This window comes from Spinactinospora alkalitolerans, from assembly GCF_013408795.1.
Classification (GTDB): domain Bacteria; phylum Actinomycetota; class Actinomycetes; order Streptosporangiales; family Streptosporangiaceae; genus Spinactinospora; species Spinactinospora alkalitolerans.
In genome coordinates this window covers 1,152,252-1,165,604 of the sequence record NZ_JACCCC010000001.1, presented here as the reverse complement: position 1 = coordinate 1,165,604, position 13,353 = coordinate 1,152,252, and the positions used below count along the sequence as shown (strand labels likewise).

Genomic DNA, 13,353 nt, shown 5'->3' with positions numbered 1-13,353 from the left:
GGGGTCGCACACCTCACAGTTCGGCGAGTCCGCGCAGGACGGGGCGGACGGCCGCGGCGGTCTCCAGCCGCGCGACCAGGTCGGTGATCGCCCGTGCCGTCGGCGCTCCCACCAGGGACCGCGCCTTGGCGCGCACGGCGGCGGCGTCCATCGGGCGGTGGTCGGCGTCGCCCACGGGGTTGGGCACTTCCTCGACGTGCTCGGCGCGGTCGGTGACCACGCGCACGCGGGCGGCGCGCTCGGCCGGCAGCCGGGCGGTCAGTTCGGGCCGGACCCGGACACCGACCCGTCCGGCCAGCGCCCGCAGGCGCTCGTCCCGCAGCGCATCGGGGTCGGAGGCCTCGGGGCCCACCTCGCCGCGCAGCAGGGCCGCCGCGACGGCGAACGGGATGGAGAACATCGCGGCGAGCCTGGTCGGCCACTGCGTCCGGTCCAGGCCGCCGGCCAGCGCGTGCGTTTCGACGTGGACCTCGGCGACGCGGCGCACCGGGTCGGCGGCCAGTTCGGGGTGGCGCCCGACGACGGCGAGGACCGCGTCGACGGCCGGGTGGGTGAAGGAGCAGCAGGCGTGCCGCTTGAAGTAGTTGCCGGTGACCTCCCAGCGCCGGCCCGTTCCCGCCGCGAGCCCGTCGGCGTCGAAGGAGGTCCCGAGCAGCCCGCCGAGGGTGTCGGCCGCGGTCCCGGTCGTCCGTGCCAGGCCCGCCGCCGCCATGCGGGCCGCGGCGAGCCCGTTGGCGTTGCCGGCCCCGACCCAGGCGTCGCGCACCGGGTTGCCGTCCAGCGCGCAGGCGAACGGCCCGGCGACGGCGAGGCCTGCGGCGGTGTCGATCGCGGCGGCCGTGGCCGCGCCGGACAGGCCCAGCACGCGCGCCGCTCCGGCCGCGGCGCCGGCCACGCCCCAGTTGCCGTGCGGGTGCATCCCCTCCCGCAGCCGGGTCGCCCGGCCGAAGCGGGCCGCCACCTCGTAGCCGGCGAGCGCCGCGGCGAACAGGGCGGGACCGTCGACGTCGGCTTCGGCGGCCGCCGCCAGCACCGCGTGCGCCGCGTGCGTCATGGGGTGGCCGGCCGCGTGCTTGTGCCCCTCGTCCAGTTCCAGCCGGACACCGGCCGTGCCGTTGAGCCGGGCGGCCTCGTCGGCCGTGCCGGTGCGCCCGGCGCCGACCAGCGGGGCCGGGCCGTCGGCGGTGGGCCACTGCCCGACGAGGGCGCGCTGCTCCGGCGAGCGCGCGCCGGCGACGGTGACCGCGACCGTGTCGACCAGCACCAGCCGCAGCCGGTCGGCGACCGCCTCGGGCACCTCCTCCCAGCGCAGACCGGCGGACCAGGCCGCGAGTTCACCGGTCGCCCGCGCCGCCGCCCGCCGTGCCGCTTCCGTCGCCATGGCGCTCACAGTCCGAGGTAGGTCTGGCGGACGCGGTCGTCGTGCAGCAGCTCCTCGCCGGTGCCGCTCAGGGCGATCGTCCCGCTCTCCAGCACGTAGGCGCGGTCGGAGACGGCCAGCGCCTGGGCCGCGTTCTGCTCGACCAGCAGCACCGGCACCCCGGTGTCCCTGATCCGCCGGACGGCGTCGAGCACGGCCTGCACCAGCTTGGGGGCCAGGCCGATGGAGGGCTCGTCGAGCATCAGCAGCCGGGGCCGGGACATGAGCGCCCGGCCGATCGCGAGCATCTGCTGCTGCCCGCCCGACATCGTCTCGGCGATCTGGCGGCGCCGCTCGGCCAGGATCGGGAAGAGCTCGAAGACCTCGTCCAGGCGCGCGGCCCGCTCACCGGCGGGCCGCGCGTAGGCCCCCATCTGCAGGTTCTCCAGCACCGTGAGCGGGCCGAAGAGCCGGCGCTCCTCGGCGACCTGGACCAGGCCTGCGCGCACGATGCGGTCGGGGCGGGCGGTGTGGACGGCGGCCCCGTCGAAGCGGACCGCGCCCCTGGTCGGGCGGATCAGCCCGCTGACCGCGCGCAGCGCCGTGGTCTTGCCGGCGCCGTTGGCGCCGACCAGGGCGACGATCTCGCCCGCGCCGACCGTCAGGGAGATCTCGTGCAGGATGTTCAGGCGCCCGTAGCCGGCGCACAGTCCCTCAACCGTCAGCATCGGGCCGCTCCCCCAGGTATGCCTCGACGACGCGCGGGTCCTCGACCACCTCGGCCGGCGTCCCGTGGGCGATGACCCGCCCGCGGTCCAGCACCAGGACGTGGTCGGACAGCCGCATCACCGCCGTCATGACGTGTTCGACGAAGACCATGGTCAGTCCGCCGTCGCGGAGCTCGGCGAGCAGGTCCACGACGGGCTCGCGTTCGGAGGGGACCAGCCCGGCCAGCACCTCGTCCAGCATGAGCACGCGCGGCGACGTCGCCAGGGCGCGCGCCAGCTCCAGCCGCTTCAGCCCGGCCGTGGGCAGCTCGGCGCTGGCCTGGTCGCGGTAGCGCTCCAGGCCGACGCGCTCGATCACCTCGTGGGCCCGCTCGTAGGCCCGGCCGGTGTCGGCGGTCCGGCTCGCCGCGGCGACCGCCACGTTGTCCAGAACCGTCATGGTGCCGAACGGCCGCATGAGCTGGAAGGTGCGCACCAGTCCGGCGCGGGCCACCCTGTGGTCGGGCCAGCGGGTGATGTCGGTGCCGTCCAGCGCGACCGTCCCGGCGTCGACGCGCAGGCCGCCGGAGACGCTCGCGAACAGCGTCGACTTGCCGGCGCCGTTGGGGCCGATCACACCCATGACGGTACCGGGCTCGACGTCGAAGCCGACGTCGTCGACCGCCCGCAGCCCGCGGAAGGACTTGGTGATGCCGCGCACCGATAGCAGGGGGCTCATCTGCGGCTCCTCTCTCTGATCCAGCCGTACAGCCCCTTGGGCAGCACCAGGATGATCACGGCGAGCAGCAGCGCGTAGATGATCACGTCGAGGCCGGAGCGCCCGGCCAGGAACGACAGGTACTCGGGCGGGTTGCGCAGCAGGGTGGCGGTGATGTCGTTGAGCGGCCCGAGGACGACGGCGCCGATGGCCGGGCCCCAGATGGTGCCGACCCCGCCGATGACCGCCACCACGATCGCCTGGATCGAGACCGCGTTGCCGAACGCGAGGTCGGGGTTGACGAACAGGTAGTACTGCACGTACAGGACGCCGGCCACGGCGGTGAGCGCGGCGCTGAGCGCGATCGTGGCCAGCTTGTAGCGCATGACCGGGATGCCCAGCGAGGACGCCGCGCTCTCGTCGTCGCGGACCGCGGTGACGAACCGGCCGGTGCGGCTGCGCAGGAAGCAGATGCTGGCGGCGACGGCGCCCGCGGTCAGCAGCAGCCCGACCCAGTAGTAGTTGGCCGAGCCCACCGGGAACTGGAGCAGCCACCACGACGACCCCTCGATCAGCGGGACGTTGAACCCCACCGACCGGTTGACCAGGTCGGAGTTGACCGCGATCAGCCGCAGCATCTCGGCGAACGCGAACGTCGCCAGGGCGAAGTAGGCGCCGCGCAGCCGGTAGCGGAAGGAGAGGTAGCCGGTCAGCACCCCGAACAGGGCGGCCAGCAGCGCACCGGCGGCCATCCCGATCCACGGCGAGACGCCGTGGTTGACCAGGAGGTAGGCCGAGGTGTAGGCGCCGATGCCGAAGTAGGCGGCGTGGCCGAAGCTGAACATGCCGCCGAAGCCGCTCATGATGTTCCAGGACACGCCCATGATCGCGAAGATCATGATGCGCACGGCGACGGCCTCCTGGGCCGGCGGCAGCAGGAACGGCAGCGGGATCAGGCAGACGGTGAGGACGGCCAGGACGAGCAGCGGGCGGGCCGGTCCGGCCGCTCGCGGCGGCGCCGTCGCCGGCGCGGCCGCGGGAAGCGTCGGGGTACTCATGTGCGGCTCCCGAACAGGCCTTGGGGGCGGAGGAAGAGAACGAGGACGAACACCGCGAAGACCGTCAGCATCGGGCTCTGCTCGGGGAAGTAGACGGCGCCGAGCTGCTCGGCCAGGCCGATGAGCAGCCCGCCGACCAGGGCGCCGAGCACGTTGCCCATGCCGCCGAGCACCACGATCACGAACGCCGTGATGTTGAAGACCTCACCGGCGAGCGGTTCGATCGTGACGAAGGGGGTGACCAGGGTTCCGGCCGCGGCCGCGCAGGCCGTGCCGATGGCGAAGGTCAGGATGTGGATGCGCCGGACGTCGATGCCGACCAGGCGCGCCCCCTCGGGGTTGGCCGCCACCGCCCTGATCGCCGTGCCGATCCGGGTGCGCCGCAGCAGCAGCGTCAGCACCCCGGCCAGCAGCAGCGCGGCGACGAAGGCGATGACGCGCGGTGCCTGGGCGACCGCGCCGAAGACCGACAGCGGTGCGCCGTAGTCGGCCGTCACCCCCTGCGGGTTGCCGGTGAACACCATGAGCAGGACGTTCTGGATGATCAGTGAGATGGCCAGGGTGAGCAGGAGCTGGTTCTGCAGCGGCTGCCCCATGACCCGGTTGAGCAGGCCGCCCTGGATCGCCGCTCCGAGCAGGAACAGCAGCGGCACGCTCACGAGGAGGGTGAGGTAGGGGTCCATCCCGGTCTGCGACACCAGGACGAAGGTGACGTACATCGCCAGCGCCATCAGGGCGCCGTGGGCGAAGTTCACGATGTCGAGGACCCCGAAGATCAGGGTCAGGCCCATGGCGACGAGCCCGTAGATGCCGCCGAGCAGCAGCCCGGTCACCACCGCCTGGGTGACGACGATGGTCGAGCCGCCGGTGCGCAGGTAGGCCGCTGCGACGGCGACGACGGCGACGGCGACGACCAGGCCCAGGCGGACCAGCATCGGGCGGGCGCGAGCGGCGCGGCCCTCCACCGGGGGATCGACCGCGGTCGGTGCGGGGGCGGCCGGTCGTTCGGCCGATGACTGCTGGGTGCTCATTCGGTGCTCCCGGGGGGTGCGGGGAACCGGGGCGGCTCGACCGCGAACGTTTCGGGGAAGACCGGGCGCACCTCGCCGTCCCGCACCTGGGTGAGGATCGGCATGGCGTTGGTGTTCTGCCCGGTCGAGTCGAAGGCGATGGGGCCGTCGAAGGCCAGGAGGGAGTCGATCGAGGTCGCGGCGATGGCGTCGCGCAGCGCCTGCGGGTCGCGGGTGCCGGCGCGCTCCAGGGCGTCGGCGATCACCCGGACGGCGTCGTAGGACAGGACGGCGGCGGTGCGCATCTCCTCGCCGTAGCGCTGCTCGTAGCGTTCGCGGATGTCGACCACTTCGGGGTCGGTGGCGTCGAAGTAGTAGTTGGAGTCGAGGTAGCCGGCTCCGGCCGCTCCCGCGTCGCGGGGAAACTCGGGGAGGTCGAAGGCGCCGTTGGCGACGCCGAAGACGGCGTGCACATCGGGGTCGACCGCGGCGATGTTGCGGGCCAGCAGGAGGCCGTCGCGGTAGTAGCCGGAGGCCGCGATGACGTCGACGTCGGCTGCTTTGGCCCGGGTGACCTCGGTGGTCAGGTCGCTGACCTTGGCGGCGTCGTAGGAGATGACCGGGTCGACCTCGATGCCGTCGGCCTCGGCCGCCTCGGTGAACGCCTCGGCGACGCTGGTGCCGAAGTCGCTCTGCTCGTGCAGGAACGCCACCCGCTGCACCTCCTCATCGGAGGAGTCGGCGATCTGCTGCAGGTAGTCGCTTGCCGCGGCGCCCATCATCGAGGCGTTGGGCTGGATCCGGAACGTGTGCTCGTAGCCGTGTTCGAGGATGTCGTCGGCGGCGGCGACGTCGATCACGAAGGGGACCTCGCTGCGTTCGGCCACCGCCGCGACGTTGCTGGCCGTGGCCGACTGGAAGGGTCCGACCAGCGCGGAGACGCCGCTCTGCAGCAGGCGCTGGGCCTCGCTCTGGCCGATCTCGGGCTTGGCCTGGGTGTCGCCGGTCAGCACCTCCAGTTCGGCGCCGCCGAGGCCGTCGATGCCGCCGTCGGCGTTGACGTCCTCGGCGGCCATCCTGACCGCCCGCGACATCTGCTGGCCGTCGCCGGCGCTGGCGCCGGTCAGCGGGTGCAGCGCCCCGATGCGCACGGGGCTGCCGGGCTCGTCCTCGATCGCCGAGGCGACGCCCGCCGGCGCGGATCCGCCGCACGCGGACGCCAGGGCGAGCGTCGTCACGGCCGCGGCCGTTCCGATGAGTCTTCGCATACGCCGCTCCATCCTCCGGCGATCCGCCACGCCTTTGTTTCGATGACAGGAACGCCTCATGCGTCCTGACAATGGCACCGGTCACACCCGCAGGTCAAGAGCAAACGCGTAAAACGGCTGTTAAGTGCGCATATCTTGACTTCACCGACCGTCTGGGCCATATTGCGAAGGGCATCCACTCCTGAAATGATGTTCCTGTGAGCGAAACACTCCGAGATTCAGCCACCTCAAACGGGACCGAGGCCGCGGCACGGGTGATCGACGTGCTGCTGCTGTTCACCGACGGACCCTCGACGCTGGGGGTCACGCACATCGCGCGGGAGCTCGGCCTCAGCAAGGCCGTCGTGCACCGCATCCTGCAGAGCCTGGTCTCGCGGTCGGCGCTGCTGTTCGACCCGGCGAGCCGCGCCTACCGGCTGGGGCCGGCCGTGGTCGCGCTGGGCGCGCGGTCGCTGCGCGACTCCGACCTGCGCCGTGCGGCGCTGCCGGTGGTGCGGCGGCTGCACGAGGCGACCGACGAGACCACGACGCTGTCGGAGCTGGTCGGCACGGAGCGGGTCTACATCGACCAGATGGAGAGCACCCGGGAGATCCGCATGACCGTGGAGATCGGGCGCAGGTTCCCGCTGCACGCCGGCGCCTCCAGCAAGGCGATCCTGGCCGAGCTGCCCGAGCCGGAGCTGGAGGCCGTGCTGGCCGCACCGCTGGGGCGGTTGACCCCCGAGACGGTGGTCGACCCCGACCGGATCAGGGCCGAGCTCGCCGCGATCCGCGCCCGCGGGGCCGCGGTCTCCGGCGGTGAGCGCCAGGGCGGCGCGAGTTCCATCGCCTCGGCGGTGCGCTGGGCCGACGGCCGGGTCGTCGGCGCGATCTCGGTGTGCGGCCCGATCATGCGCTTCGACGAGGCCACGTGCGAGCGCTACGTCCCGCTGGTGCGCGACGCGGCGGTCGACGTCTCGCGGGCACTCGGCTGGAACGGCGGCTGAAGGACCCGCTCACGGCCGCGTCCGCGCCGGCCACCGCCCCGGTGGCCGGCAGCGGCAACAGAAAGGACCAACCTGGTGCACAGTCCCGACACGGGCCCCGGGGCCTCCTCCCCGCACGAGGCGGCATCGCCGGCGGCCACGGCGCAGGCGCTGCGCGATCTCGTGGTGCTGGACATCGCCACCCTGTTCGCCGGCCCGATGGCGGCCACCATGCTCGGCGATTTCGGCGCCGAGGTGATCAAGGTCGAGCATCCCGCCAAAGGCGACCCGGTGCGCACGCACGGCGCGGCCAAGGACGGGGTCGGCCTGTGGTGGAAGATGCTCAGCCGCAACAAGAAGGCGGTCGGCCTCTACCTCGGCTCGCAGGAGGGGCAGGCGGCGTTCAAGCGGATGGTCGCAGAGGCCGACGTGGTGATCGAGAACTTCCGGCCCGGCACGCTGGAGCGCTGGGGGCTGGGCTACGACGTGCTCTCCGAGATCAACCCGCGGCTCATCCTGGCCAGGGTCACCGGTTTCGGCCAGTTCGGGCCCTACGCCAAGCGGCCGGGCTTCGGCACGCTGGCCGAGGCGATGAGCGGGTTCGCCGCCATCACCGGCGAACCCGACGGACCGCCGACCCTGCCGCCCTTCGGCCTCGCCGACGGCATCGCCGCGCTCACCACGGCCTATGCGGTCATGACCGCGGTGCACGCCCGCGAGCACACCGGGCGCGGCCAGGTGGTCGACCTGGCCATCACCGAACCGATCCTCACCGTCCTGGGCCCCCAGCCCACCGTCTACGACCAGCTCGGCGCCCTCCAGCAGCGCCAGGGCAACCGCTCGTCCAACAACGCGCCCCGCAACACCTACCGCACCGCCGACGGCGGCTGGGTGGCCGTCTCCACCAGCGCCCAGAGCATCGCCGAGCGGGTGATGCGGCTGGTGGGGCGGCCCGACCTGATCGAAGAGCCCTGGTTCGCCTCCGGTGCCGAGCGCGCCCGGCACGCCGACGAGCTGGACGAGGCGGTCGGCGCCTGGATCGCCGAGCGCGACCGCGCCGAGGTGGTCGCCGCGTTCGAGGAGGCCCAGGCCGCGGTCGCGCCGATCTACGACGTCCGCGACGTGCTCGACGACCCGCAGTTCCGGGCCCTGGACACCATCACCACCGTCGACGACCCCGAGCTCGGTCCGATGAGGATGCAGAACGTGCTCTTCCGGCTCTCGGAGACCCCCGGGGCGATCACCAGCACCGGACCGGCGCTGGGCGCCGACACCGCGGAGGTCCTCGCCCGGTTCGGCGTCGAACCCGACGCGATCGAGCGGATCACCAAGGGGACGGGGGAAGCGGGGGGACCGGCATGAGCGCCTCCACCGCCGGGCGCCCCCCGCGCAGTTGGCTCTACGTCCCGGCCACCCGGCCCGACCGCGTCGCCAAGGCCCTCGGCGGCGCGGCCGAGGCGGTCGTGGTCGACCTGGAGGACGCGGTGCCCGCCGCGGCCAAGGAGTCGGCGCGCGCGGCGGCGCTGGAACTGGCCGAGGGGGCCGAGCGCCCCTTCCACGTGCGGGTCAACGACCTCGCGGGCCCGTGGGGCAGGGCCGATCTGCGCGCGCTGGCGCGCTCCCCCGTGGCCGGGGTGCGGCTGCCGAAGGTGGAGTCGGCGGAGCAGGTCCGCGAGGCGGCCGAGGCGCTGGCCGACGCGGCCGCGCCCGTGGCGCTGCACGTCCTGCTGGAAAGCGCGCTGGGAGTGGAGCGCGCCCACGAGATCGCCACGGCGCACCCCTGGGTCGCCGGCGTCTCGCTGGGCGAGGCCGACCTGCGCGCGAGCCTGCGCGTCACCGCCGACGCCGGACTGGACTGGGCGCGCTCCAGGGTGGTCACCGCCGCGCGCGCGGCGGGTCTGCCCGGCCCGGTGCAGAGCGTGTACACCGACGTCGCCGACGAGGAGGGCCTGCGCGCCTCCAGCGAACGCGGCCGGGCCATGGGCTTCTTCGGCCGCTCCGTCATCCACCCCAGGCAGGTGCCGGCGGTGCACGCCGCCTACACGCCCAACGAGCGCGAACGCGCCGAGGCCGCCGAACTGCTGGCCGGGCTGGAGGCGGCCGGTGCCCGGGGCTCCGGCGCCTTCCTGACCGCCGACGGCAGGTTCGTCGACCCGGCCGTGGTGCAGGCCGCCCGGGCCGTCGTCGCCTTCGATCCCGCCACCGTCTCCGAGCACGAGGGAAACACCCCATGACAGACGCACTCCTGGCAGCGGTCCGCGGCGGAGTCCGCACGATCGACCTCGCCCAGCCGCTGTTCACCGGCATGCCGTCCTCGCCGAACCACCCCGGCTTCCGGATGACCCTGATCCGCCGGCACGGCGACATGGTGCGTCCCGACGGCGGATCGGCCGCCAACGAGCTGATCATCACCGGCGGCCACGTCGGCACGCACGTCGACGCGCTCGCGCACGTGTCGCACGAGGGATGCCTGCACGGCGGCCTCGACGCCGCGGAGACCACGGTCAACGGCCGCTTCACCGAGCACGGCATCGACCGGATGGAGCCGCTGGTCCGGCGCGGCGTCCTGCTCGACGTCGCCGCGGCGCACGGCACGGCCTGCCTGGAGCCGGGCTACGGCGTGACAGCGGCCGACCTGGAGAAGGCCGCGGAGCGCGGCGGCGCCGAACCCGGACCCGGCGACGTCGCCCTCGTCCGCACCGGCTGGGCCGTCCGCTTCGACGACGCCGAGGCCTACCTCGGCCAGGCCGACGGGGTGCCCGGCGTGACCGAGGAGGCCGCGCACTGGCTCGCCGAGCGCCGGATCGCCGCGGCGGGCGCCGACACCACCGCCTTCGAGCAGATCCCCGCGGGCAAGGGGCACAGCGTCCTGCCGGTGCACCGGGTGCTGCTGGTGGAGAACGGCATCCACATCATCGAGCACATGGCGCTGGAGGACCTGTCGCGCGAGTCGGTGGGGGAGTTCGTGTTCGTCATGAGCCCCCTGAAGATCATCGGCGGCACCGGGTCGCCCGTGCGCCCCCTCGCGGTGGTGGGCGCATGAGCGGCGTGATCACCGAGGCCGCCGAGCTGGCCGCCGCGGCCCACACCAAGGGCCTGCCCGACGACCTGCGCGACGACGTCGCCCGCCGGGTCCTGGACCTCCTGGGCAACTGCCTGGCCGCGGCCGGCGAGGAGCCGGCCCGCATCGCGGGCGCGGTGGCCGCCGAATGGGGCGGCCGACCCGCATCGACCGCGCTGTCCACAGGGGAGCGCTTCCCCGCCGCGTCGGCCGCGCTGGTCAACGGCACGCTCGCGCACGCGCTGGACTTCGACGACACCCACCTGCCGTCGGTCCTGCACCCCTCGGCCTCCGTCATCCCGGCCGCGCTGGCCACCGCCGAGGCGCACGGCCGCTCCGGCGCCCAGCTCCTGGACGCCGCGGGCCTGGGCATCGAACTGGCGGTCCGCCTGGGCATGGCCGGCTACGACGAGGAGCTGGGCAATTCGATCTTCTTCGAGCGCGGCCTGCACGCCACCGCCATCTGCGGCGCCGTGGGATCGGCCATGGCATCGGCCCTGCTCCAAGGGCTGGACGCGGCCGGAGTGGCGCACGCGGCCGGCATCGCCGCCAGCATGGGGTCCGGCATCATCGAGGCCAACCGCACCGGCGGCACCATCAAGCGGCTGCACTGCGGCTGGGCCGCGCATTCCGGCGTGGCGGCCGCCGATCTCGCCCGGCACGGCCTGACCGGCCCGCCCACCGTCGTCGAGGGCCGGTTCGGCTTCCTGGAGGCCTTCTGCGGCGACGCGAGCCGCGCGCGCGACGTCGTCGAGGGGTTCACCACCGACTGGGAGCTGCCCGGGATCTTCGTCAAGCCCTACCCCTGCAACCACTTCACCCACGCCGGCGTCGACGCGGCGCTGCGGCTGCGCGCCGACGGGCTCCCGGTGGAGGAGATCGCCGACCTGGAACTGGGCGTGCCGGCGGCGGTGCTGCGCACCATCGGCGAGCCCGCGCAGGAGAAGGCCCGCCCGCGCTCGGGCTACCACGCGGCGTTCAGCGGCCCCTACACCGTCGCCGCCGCGCTGCTCGGCGGCGGCGGGCTGGGGCTGTTCCACGAGGACTTCACCGACGCCGCAGCGGCCGACCCGGCCCGCCTGGCCCTCGCGGCCAAGGTCCGCTGCGTGCCCGACGCCGAGTGCGACGCGATCTTCCCCCGCCAGTTCCCCGCGGTCCTCACCGCGACGCTGCACGACGGAACGCGCGCGCGGGTGCGGGTCCCGGCCAACCGCGGCGGCCCGGACAACCCCCTGTCGACCGACGAACTGGCGACCAAGTTCCGGCTCAACGCCGCCCGCCGGACCGAAGACGCCGACGCCCTGGTCGCCCTGGTGCGGGCGCTGCCCGAGGCAGCGTCGCCGGACACGCTGACCTCGGCTCTGCGCCGGAGCGCCTGAGATCGTTGGAGGACTCCCCGCCGCATCGAGCCGGATCGGGCCGCACGGGTCCGGTGCGGTCCTCGCGCGCCGGAGAATCCGCGCAGCACGGATATTTCACCTGGAGGACTCCCACACCTCCGCATTCCGTGCCAAGCTGTCGCGGTCACGATCAACGACGACCCCCCGGACGGGACATGAACATTCAGCAGATCCAAGGCCTGCAGCAACTGATCGTGCGCCAGCGCGTGCGCATGACGGTCAACCAGTACGAGGTGCGCGCGGGCCTGCCCGACGGCGAAGAGGGCGAGCTCCTCGCGTTCGCCCAGCAGAAGCGGATGGCCTTCAAGGAGCAGGTCACCCTCTACACCGACGACACCAAGCAGTTCCCCGTGCTGGGGTTCAAGGCGCGCGGGGTCATGGACCTCGGGGCGACCTACGACATCACCGACCCCTCAGGGCAGCCGATCGGCCTGTTCCGCAAGGACTTCAAGCAGTCGCTCCTGCGCTCCACGTGGCACCTGGAGCAGCCGGGGTTCGGGGCCGCGGTCGGCCAGGAGCGCAACCCCACGGTGGCGATCCTGCGCCGGTTCGTGGACTCCCTGTCCTGGCTGCCCTACCACTTCGACTTCGCGGTCAACGGCCGGCCCGCGTTCTCGGTCGAGAAGAAGTGGGGGCTGCGCGACCGCTACACGGTGCTGATCCCCGACCCGCACATCGACCGCCGCCTCGTCATCGCCATGGCCGTCGCCCTCGACGCCCTCCAGGGACGTTGATCCGGCCGGCGACGGGGTAGTCCTGCCGCCATGGGCGACATCCTCATCGGTACGGCGTCGTGGACGGACAGTTCCCTGGTGGAGTCCGGATGGTATCCGGACGACGCCACGACGCCGGCGCAGCGGCTGGGGTACTACGCCTCCCGCTTCCCGGTCGTCGAGGTGGACGCCACCTACTACCACCCGCCCTCGGAGCGGACGGCGCAGTTGTGGGTGGAGCGCACGCCCGACGACTTCACGTTCAACATCAAGGCGTTCTCCCTGTTCACGCACCACCCGACCCGCCCTTCGGCGCTACCGGTGGAGCTGCGGGCACGGGCGAACGAGACGGCGAACAAGCGGGGCAACCTCTACCTGCGCGACGCCGACCCGACACTGGTCGACGACATGTGGGACCGCTTCCTCTCGGCCCTGCGCCCGCTGCGGCGCTCCGGGAAGCTGGGAGCGGTCCTGCTGCAGTTCCCGCAGTGGTTCCCCATCGGCGAGGAGAACCGGCGCCACATCCTGGACTGCCGGGACCGCTGCGCGCCCGTGCGGGTGTGCGTGGAGTTCCGCAACTCCACCTGGATGAACGAGGAGAACCGCGAGGAGACCCTGCGCTTCCTCGTCGACCACGACCTCCCCTACGTGTGCGTGGACATGCCGCAGGGCCACGCGAGCTCCGTCCCGCCCGTGGCGGCGGTGACGTCGGACCTGGCCGTGGTGCGCTTCCACGGGCGCTCCCGGCACTGGGAGAGCGGTGACAAGCGCGCGCGCTTCGGCTACCGCTACAGCGACGCCGAGCTGCGGGAGTGGGTGCCGCGGCTGCGCCACCTCGCAGCGGAGGCCGACAGCACGCACGTCCTGATGAACAACTGCCTGCGCGACTACGCCCAGCGCAACGCCGCGCGACTCACCGAACTGCTCGGCGAGGCCGGGTAGCGGCACCGGGTCCTCCGCGTCTCACTCCTGACGGGAAGGACGCCTCGGCCTGTCCACGCGGTAACCGATTCGTTCCCATGTGTTTCGCGGTCCCCCCTTCCGTGACGCAGCGCACCTCACCTATTACTCAAGGGTCACATCCGCTTGAGCC

The 13,353-nt window shown here is 73.3% G+C and carries 13 protein-coding genes; 7 read left to right on the top strand and 6 right to left on the bottom strand.

What is annotated here, in order from left to right:
• Nucleotides 1–13: 13 nt before the first annotated feature.
• From HDA32_RS05400 to HDA32_RS05375, 6 genes are read right to left on the bottom strand one after another with little or no spacing between them, the layout of a single operon-like run.
• Nucleotides 14–1,381 carry an MmgE/PrpD family protein gene (locus HDA32_RS05400; protein ID WP_179642147.1) on the bottom strand — a complete coding sequence of 456 codons (1,368 nt, stop codon included), beginning with the start codon at nucleotides 1,379–1,381 and terminating at the stop codon, nucleotides 14–16.
• Between the two features lie 5 nt (nucleotides 1,382–1,386).
• Nucleotides 1,387–2,088 (bottom strand): ABC transporter ATP-binding protein, encoded by a 702-nt coding sequence (locus HDA32_RS05395; RefSeq protein ID WP_179642146.1) that lies wholly within the window; start codon nucleotides 2,086–2,088, stop codon nucleotides 1,387–1,389.
• Nucleotides 2,075–2,806, bottom strand: a complete 732-nt coding sequence (locus tag HDA32_RS05390; RefSeq protein WP_179642145.1) for an ABC transporter ATP-binding protein — start codon at nucleotides 2,804–2,806, stop codon at nucleotides 2,075–2,077. Before HDA32_RS05390 ends, HDA32_RS05395 begins: the two co-directional genes overlap by 14 nt.
• Nucleotides 2,803–3,843, bottom strand: a complete 1,041-nt coding sequence (locus HDA32_RS05385) for a branched-chain amino acid ABC transporter permease (protein WP_179642144.1) — start codon at nucleotides 3,841–3,843, stop codon at nucleotides 2,803–2,805. The genes HDA32_RS05390 and HDA32_RS05385 overlap by 4 nt, the downstream gene beginning before the upstream one ends.
• Nucleotides 3,840–4,874 (bottom strand): branched-chain amino acid ABC transporter permease, encoded by a 1,035-nt coding sequence (locus HDA32_RS05380; RefSeq protein WP_179642143.1) that lies wholly within the window; start codon nucleotides 4,872–4,874, stop codon nucleotides 3,840–3,842. The genes HDA32_RS05385 and HDA32_RS05380 overlap by 4 nt, the downstream gene beginning before the upstream one ends.
• Entirely contained in the window at nucleotides 4,871–6,121 is a 1,251-nt protein-coding gene (locus HDA32_RS05375; RefSeq protein WP_179642142.1) for an ABC transporter substrate-binding protein, read from the bottom strand. Before HDA32_RS05375 ends, HDA32_RS05380 begins: the two co-directional genes overlap by 4 nt.
• 197 nt (nucleotides 6,122–6,318) lie before the next feature.
• On the opposite strand from HDA32_RS05375, the gene HDA32_RS31705 reads away from it, so the two are divergent.
• The 7 genes from HDA32_RS31705 to HDA32_RS05340 all read left to right on the top strand — a co-directional run bounded on the left by HDA32_RS31705 (nucleotide 6,319) and on the right by HDA32_RS05340 (nucleotide 13,202).
• On the top strand, nucleotides 6,319–7,107 hold the full coding sequence (locus HDA32_RS31705) for an IclR family transcriptional regulator (RefSeq protein ID WP_179642141.1): 789 nt from the start codon (nucleotides 6,319–6,321) through the stop codon (nucleotides 7,105–7,107).
• 75 nt (nucleotides 7,108–7,182) lie between these two features.
• Nucleotides 7,183–8,448: a CaiB/BaiF CoA transferase family protein gene (locus HDA32_RS05365; protein WP_179642140.1), complete on the top strand. Its 1,266-nt coding sequence runs from the start codon at nucleotides 7,183–7,185 to the stop codon at nucleotides 8,446–8,448.
• The gene (locus tag HDA32_RS05360) at nucleotides 8,445–9,320 is read left to right on the top strand and encodes an HpcH/HpaI aldolase/citrate lyase family protein (RefSeq protein WP_179642139.1); all 876 of its coding nucleotides are present in this window, start codon (nucleotides 8,445–8,447) and stop codon (nucleotides 9,318–9,320) included. Before HDA32_RS05365 ends, HDA32_RS05360 begins: the two co-directional genes overlap by 4 nt.
• On the top strand, nucleotides 9,317–10,129 hold the full coding sequence (locus tag HDA32_RS05355) for a cyclase family protein (protein ID WP_179642138.1): 813 nt from the start codon (nucleotides 9,317–9,319) through the stop codon (nucleotides 10,127–10,129). Before HDA32_RS05360 ends, HDA32_RS05355 begins: the two co-directional genes overlap by 4 nt.
• A complete protein-coding gene (locus tag HDA32_RS05350) occupies nucleotides 10,126–11,526 on the top strand; it encodes an MmgE/PrpD family protein (RefSeq protein WP_179642137.1) in 1,401 nt (466 codons plus the stop codon). Before HDA32_RS05355 ends, HDA32_RS05350 begins: the two co-directional genes overlap by 4 nt.
• A 176-nt stretch (nucleotides 11,527–11,702) precedes the next feature.
• On the top strand, nucleotides 11,703–12,281 hold the full coding sequence (locus HDA32_RS05345; protein ID WP_179642136.1) for an LURP-one-related family protein: 579 nt from the start codon (nucleotides 11,703–11,705) through the stop codon (nucleotides 12,279–12,281).
• Between the two features lie 30 nt (nucleotides 12,282–12,311).
• Nucleotides 12,312–13,202 carry a DUF72 domain-containing protein gene (locus tag HDA32_RS05340; protein ID WP_179642135.1) on the top strand — a complete coding sequence of 297 codons (891 nt, stop codon included), beginning with the start codon at nucleotides 12,312–12,314 and terminating at the stop codon, nucleotides 13,200–13,202.
• Nucleotides 13,203–13,353: the final 151 nt, after the last annotated feature.